Genomic DNA, 5,869 nt, shown 5'->3' with positions numbered 1-5,869 from the left:
TCGTGCTGCTCGTCGTCGGCATCGGCCTGCTGGCCGGTGCCCTGGTCGAGGCCAACTCCGACGCCGCCAGCCTGTCCGGCGAGAACCCGCTGTCGTTCGGCTTCTTCGGCCTGCTCCTCGGCAGCATCTGCATCATCACGCTGGGCGTGCTGACCACGGCCTCGGAGTACGGCACCGGCATGATCCGTACGACGATGACCGCGTGCCCCAGCCGGGCCCGGGTGCTGGCCGCCAAGTCGATCGTGTTCTTCGCCGTGGCCTTCGTCTTCACCCTGGTCACGTCCGGCTTCGTCGCCATGGTCCAGGCGTCCATGCTGGAGGGCACCGGCGCCCGGACGCCGTCCGGCGAGGACTGGCTGAAGGCCACCGTCGGCATCAGCCTCTTCATCGCCCTGCTCGGGCTGCTCTCGCTGCTCGTCGGCTCGGTCATCCGGCACTCCGCGGGCGCCATCACCATCATGATCGGCGTGCTGCTCGCGCCGCTGGTGCTCGCGATGTTCATGGTGGCGGAGTCGCTCGACCGCCTGCGCGAGTGGCTGTTCGAGTACTCGATCCCGAACCAGCTGAGCGTCTTCTACACCAACTCCCTGACCGAGTCCGGCCCGTCCGGCTGGGATCCGCTGTGGATCATGCTCGGCGTGACGGCGGCGGTGTACGCGGGCGCGTACGCGCTGCTCCAGAGCCGGGACGTGTAAGGGCCGGGACGAGGAGCCGTACGGCTCAGAACCTCGGCGCGTTACGGGACCGCTGCACCCGCGTGGTGCGGCGGTCCTTCGCGTTCCAGCAGGCCTTGTGCCAGTGCCGGCGGTCGTCGACGCCCGCGTACTCGGGCCAGGCCACCACGTGCGGGACACCCGAGGGGATCATCTGGTCGCACCCCGGGCAGCGGTAGGTCTTGCCCTCCGCGCTGGCCCCGGCGACATGCCGTACGCTCCACTCCTCGCCCTGCCAGTTCTCCGTGGACTGCCAGCCGCCGTACCGGCCGGCGCGGTCGTCCTCGGCGCTCCGGCCCGACGATCCGGCTGCCTTGGGTCGGTTGCGACGCGGGGACACGGGACACCTCTCGGGGCTCTGCGGGAAGCACGGCTCATCCAGCCTACGCGCCGCCACGAGGGGTACGCGTCGGGTACGCGTAAGGAACCAACCCGCCCAAGTCCCCCGCCAGGGCGACCCATTCTGCAGACAATCCGCAAATCCCTTCGGGCAGGCCGTGTCCTCGGCACGTGTCAGACGGTTATGCCGGGTGGGGGAGCTCCGGGTCGGAGCCAAGGAAGCAGGAAATGCGATGCACGTAGGAAGTTTTGTGCTGGCGGCCCAGTTCCCGGGCCAGGGTCCGGGGGAGGCCCTGCACCGGGCGGTCCGCTCGGCCGAGGTCGCCGAGCAGTCCGGGCTGGACGCGGTCTGGCTCGCCGAGCACCACTTCGTGCCCTACGGCACATGCCCGTCCGCGGTGACCCTGGCCGCGCTGCTGCTCGGCCGCACCCGCCGCATCCGGGTCGGCACGGCGGTCAGCGTACTGCCCACGGCCCACCCGGTGGCCCTCGGCGAGCAGGCCGCGCTGCTCCACGTGACCAGCGGCGGACGGTTCACGCTGGGCGTGGGGCGCGGCGGCCCCTGGGTCGACCTGGAGGTGTTCGGCACGGGCCTGGAGGCGTACGAACACGGGTTCCCGGAGTCGCTCGATCTGCTGCTGCGCTGGCTGGGCGAACCGGCGGTGGCGGCCTCCGGCGAGCGGTTCTCCTTCCGCGAGGTACCGGTGGTGCCCCGCCCGTCGGAGGCCCTGACGGACACCCCCGGCCCCGAGGTCGTGCTCGCCTGCACCTCGCCGGCGAGCGTACGGCTGGCCGCCGAGCACGGGCTGCCGATGCTGCTCGGCATGCACGTCGGGGACGAGGAGAAGGCCGAGATGGTGGCCCTGTGGCGGCGCTGCGCCCGGGCGGCGGGCCGGCCGGCCGAGGAGATCGCGGGCGCCGCGCACGTCTCCGCCGGGGTCTGCCAGCTCGCCGACCGGCGCACGGACGCGGTGGAGACGCTGACGAAGGCGCTGCCGGGCTGGCTGAAGCAGGGGCTCGCGGCCCATGTGACGGTGGACGGACGGGCGCGCACGATGCGCGACCCGCACGCCTACACCGAACTGCTCTGCGGACTGCACCCGGTGGGCACCCCGCGGCTCGCCGCCGACCGGCTCGCGGCCACCGCGGAGCGCACCGGCATCTCCCGCTTCGCCCTCCTGACGGAGGGCTCGGGCGACCTCGCGACCACCGAGGAGAACCTGCGGCGCCTCGGCGCCGAGGTGCTGCCCCAGTTGCGCTGACCGGCCTCCCACACGCAAGCCACCTGGGGGGCTTGCCGCCCCGGTCCTGAATGCACCTCCCACGGGTGGAGCGGCAAGCCGGCGGCCTCCGTGCCGACCGCGCCGAAGCCGCGCGTCAGCAGTCCCGAAACTCCGGGGACTGGTTCAGCAACTGGCTGCGCACCGACGTGAAGCGGGCCAACGTCTCGTCCACCGAGGCGTCGAGCGGGAACACCGCCACGCGGTGGCAGTTCTGGAAGGCCAGCCGTACACCGAAGTGCCGCTGCAGCGCGCCGCGGATGGCGTCACTCGCGAGCGCACGCAGCAGCTGACCGCGTGCCTGCTCGTCCGGCGGGGGCGTCTGGTTGTCGGCGAAGGGTCCGCCGTCCACCTTCAGCTGAGCCACCAGGGAGCTGATCATCTCCCATGCGTAGGGCAGGGAGGTCCGGACGCAGTCGACGAATGCTGCTTCGTCGACCTCGCCTCGCTCGGCCTGTTCGAGTAGGGCCGGTGAGACGTCGAGCGACATGGGTTCTCCTCTCGCACCCCCGAGGCGCAGGGGTTGCCGGACAGATAGGGGAGTTCGCGATTTCGAACACGCTCGGTACAGGGGCCGCAACCTCCCGTTCTCTACGGTAGGCAACGGTCGGTGACCACACCAGCAGAATGCGTATATGGAGCGGTCCCTTTACGCCCACAATCGGCCAGGGATGAACAAGAGTTTCAAGGGACAAATGGTGCGATCCACAGGGAGCGGGGCGGGCGGATCGCGAGCACCGGCGGGCGTCGAGTAGCGTTGCCGACCATGCGTCTCGTCATTGCCCGATGCTCGGTCGACTACGCCGGCCGGCTCACCGCCCACCTGCCCTCGGCGCCACGACTGATCCTGGTCAAGGCGGACGGCAGCGTCTCCATCCACGCCGACGACCGGGCCTACAAGCCGCTCAACTGGATGTCGCCGCCCTGCACGCTGAAGGAGGGGACGGGCGAGGACGAGGGCGTGTGGACCGTCGTCAACAAGGCGGGCGAGAAACTGATCATCACGATGGAGGAGATCCTCCACGACTCCTCGCACGAACTCGGGGTGGACCCGGGTCTGATCAAGGACGGCGTGGAAGCGCACCTTCAGGAACTGCTCGCCGACCGCATCGAGACGCTGGGCGAGGGCTACACGCTCATCCGCCGCGAGTACATGACCGCGATCGGTCCGGTGGACATCCTGTGCCGGGACGCCGACGGCCAGACGGTCGCCGTGGAGATCAAGCGGCGCGGTGAGATCGACGGCGTCGAGCAACTCACCCGCTACCTGGACCTGTTGAACCGCGACCCGCACCTGGCCCCGGTGCGCGGCATCTTCGCCGCCCAGGAGATCAAGCCCCAGGCCCGCGTCCTCGCCACCGACCGCGGCATCAACTGCCAGATCCTGGACTACGACGCCCTCCGCGGCATCGAGGACGACAAGCTCCGCCTCTTCTGACCACCGAGCGCCCCTCCGCCGCCGAAGAAAGGCACGCGGTCCAGCGCCGCGGCGGCGGAAGAACGGTGCGTGGCCCGGGCTACGGCGGCGGAAGCTCCTCCCGCCGGCCCACTCGCCCTGCGGCACCTCTCTTCACCGCGGGCACCCCTACTCCGCCGCGACGGCACGGACCGGCGGTACCGAACCGGCCTGAGGCCCGTCGGGCACCGCCGAACACCACCGCCGTGGCACAGCACCGTCGCGGCGGAAGAAGCGGTGCGCGGTCCAGCGCCCCGGCGGCGGAAGAAGCGGTGCGTGGCCCAGGGCCACGGCGGCGGAAGAACGCTGCGTGCGGCGGTGCCCGCTCCGGCCGCGTCCCCCTCCGCCGGGCACTCGCCGCCCGGTCACCGCCCCACGGGCTCTCCTCCCGCCGGCCCACTCGCCCTGCGGCGCCTCTCTTCACCGCGGGCATCCCTACTCCGCCGCGACGGCGTGGACCGGCGGTGCCGCGGCCTGAGGCGCGTCGGGCACCGCCGTGGCGGTGGCGTCACATCACCGGGTCGGATGTTGCCGCGCTCTGTGATGCCGAGGCGCTGCTCGACGTGCCGCCGGTGGAGCCGTCCGTGGTGCCGGTCGTCGTGCCGCCGGTGTCGCCGCCCGTGGTCCCGTCCGTCGTACCGCCGGTGGTCGTTCCGCCGGTGGAGCCGCCGGTGGTCGTGCCGTCCGTGGAGCCGCCGGTGTCGGTGCCCCCGGTGGAGCCTCCCGTCGTACCGCCGGTCGTCGAGCCGCCGGTCGTGCCGCCGGTCGTCGTGCCGCCGGTGGACGTGCCGCCCGTGGAGCCGCCGGAGCTGCTGCCGCCCGTGCTGCTGCCGCCGGTCGAACCACCCGTGGAGCCGCCCGTCGAGCCGCCCGTCGTCCCGCCGCTGGACGAGCCCGTCGATCCGGACGGCTTCGGTGATCGCGACGGCGAGCCGGACGACGTGCCGGTGCCGGACGGCGCGAGGCTCTCCGACGGCTGGGCGTTGCCCGCCGGCGGTGCCGGGTCGTCCGCCGTGCCGTACCGGCCGTCCGGGCCCGGCGAGGTGGGCCGGCTGCCGACCGAGCCGGTGCCGCCGGTGTCGGTCGGGTCCGCGCCCAGGTCTCCGCCGCTCAGGCCCTGCCCCGTCGTCGGGTTCACCTCCACCTTGCCCGCCGGGTTCCGCTCGGCGGTCTGATCGGACGTCATGCCGAGGGTGACGACCGTGCCGAGCACCGCGGCGAGCAGGGCGCCGGAGCCGGCCGCCACCAGGTTGCGCCGGGCCAGCCGCCGGATGCCGAGGCCGCGCCCCGCCGGCCGCGGAATCCGCTGCGTGGCCACGGCGTCGCCGGCGGGGACGTACGGCGGCGGCGCCGGCTGCTCCTGCCGTGGCTCCGCCGGCTCCTCCCCGGCCGGGAGCGCCGGCGGCCCCGGTACCTCGCCGGCCCGGTCGGCGAGCAGCGCCAGGGCGCGCCGGCCGGCGACCGCCCCCCGCTTGTCGGCGAGCGCGCCGCGCAGCCCGCCCGACGCCTCCAGCTCGGCCCGGGCCCGGTCGAGCTGTCCGACGCAGAGCGCGAGGATCCCCAACTCGTGGTGGAAATAGGCTTGTTCGGTCACCTCGCCGGCCAGCCGGGAGGCTTCCGCGCCGGACCGCAGGGCGCGTTCCCAGGCGCTCCAGTGGAGTCCGGCGGCGAAGGCGGGCGCGGCCGTGCGGGCCAGCCGTACGGCGCCGCTGTCCTCATCGTCGGCGGCCGGTGACGTCCGCGGCACGACGGCGGCGAGCGCGGCCAGGACCGCGTCGGCCTCCGCGCACACCCGTTCCGGGGTGACCGAGGGATGGCCGGCCCACCAGGCGTAGTGCCGGGCGGCGGTGCGGGCGTGCTCGGCGGCGTCGTCGGCGTATCCGGCGGCCTCCAGCTGGGCCTGCACACCGGCCGCGAGCCGGTAGCGGGAGCCGACCGGGGAGACCAGGCCGCAGCCCGCCAGCTCGCCGAGGGCGGCGTCCGCGTGGGTGTCGCCGACCAGCGCGGGCAGATGCGCCTGGTGGGGTATCTCGCCGCCGAGGGCGACGGCGAAGCGGAGCGCGGCCCGGGCCGAGGCGCTG

5 protein-coding genes and 1 pseudogene are annotated in these 5,869 nt (G+C 73.6%); 3 read left to right on the top strand and 3 right to left on the bottom strand.

The genetic code is table 11. The annotated features are described in order from the left end of the window. On the top strand, window positions 1-695 hold a 695-nt coding region (locus CCN44_RS35255), incomplete at its 5' end, for an ABC transporter permease subunit (RefSeq protein WP_086702614.1). Between the two features lie 25 nt (window positions 696-720). Here CCN44_RS35255 and CCN44_RS35250 read toward each other — a convergent pair. Further along, window positions 721-1,053 carry a hypothetical protein gene (locus CCN44_RS35250; RefSeq protein WP_059252628.1) on the bottom strand — a complete coding sequence of 111 codons (333 nt, stop codon included), beginning with the start codon at window positions 1,051-1,053 and terminating at the stop codon, window positions 721-723. 232 nt (window positions 1,054-1,285) lie between these two features. On the opposite strand from CCN44_RS35250, the gene CCN44_RS35245 reads away from it, so the two are divergent. Next, entirely contained in the window at window positions 1,286-2,314 is a 1,029-nt protein-coding gene (locus tag CCN44_RS35245; protein WP_086702612.1) for an LLM class flavin-dependent oxidoreductase, read from the top strand. Between the two features lie 115 nt (window positions 2,315-2,429). On the opposite strand, the gene CCN44_RS35240 is transcribed toward CCN44_RS35245, so the two are convergent. Further along, window positions 2,430-2,822 (bottom strand): SCO5389 family protein, encoded by a 393-nt coding sequence (locus CCN44_RS35240; RefSeq protein WP_059252626.1) that lies wholly within the window; start codon window positions 2,820-2,822, stop codon window positions 2,430-2,432. A gap of 276 nt (window positions 2,823-3,098) precedes the next feature. On the opposite strand from CCN44_RS35240, the gene nucS reads away from it, so the two are divergent. After that, window positions 3,099-3,770: an endonuclease NucS gene (gene nucS / locus CCN44_RS35235; RefSeq protein ID WP_059252625.1), complete on the top strand. Its 672-nt coding sequence runs from the start codon at window positions 3,099-3,101 to the stop codon at window positions 3,768-3,770. A 526-nt stretch (window positions 3,771-4,296) separates the two neighbouring features. Here the strand turns inward: nucS and CCN44_RS35230 are convergent. Beyond that, window positions 4,297-5,869: pseudogene (locus CCN44_RS35230) on the bottom strand (ATP-binding protein); the annotation flags it as partial.

The organism is Streptomyces tricolor (assembly GCF_002155905.1).
Lineage (GTDB): Bacteria > Actinomycetota > Actinomycetes > Streptomycetales > Streptomycetaceae > Streptomyces > Streptomyces tricolor.
This window is presented reverse-complemented; position numbering and strand designations above follow the sequence as displayed.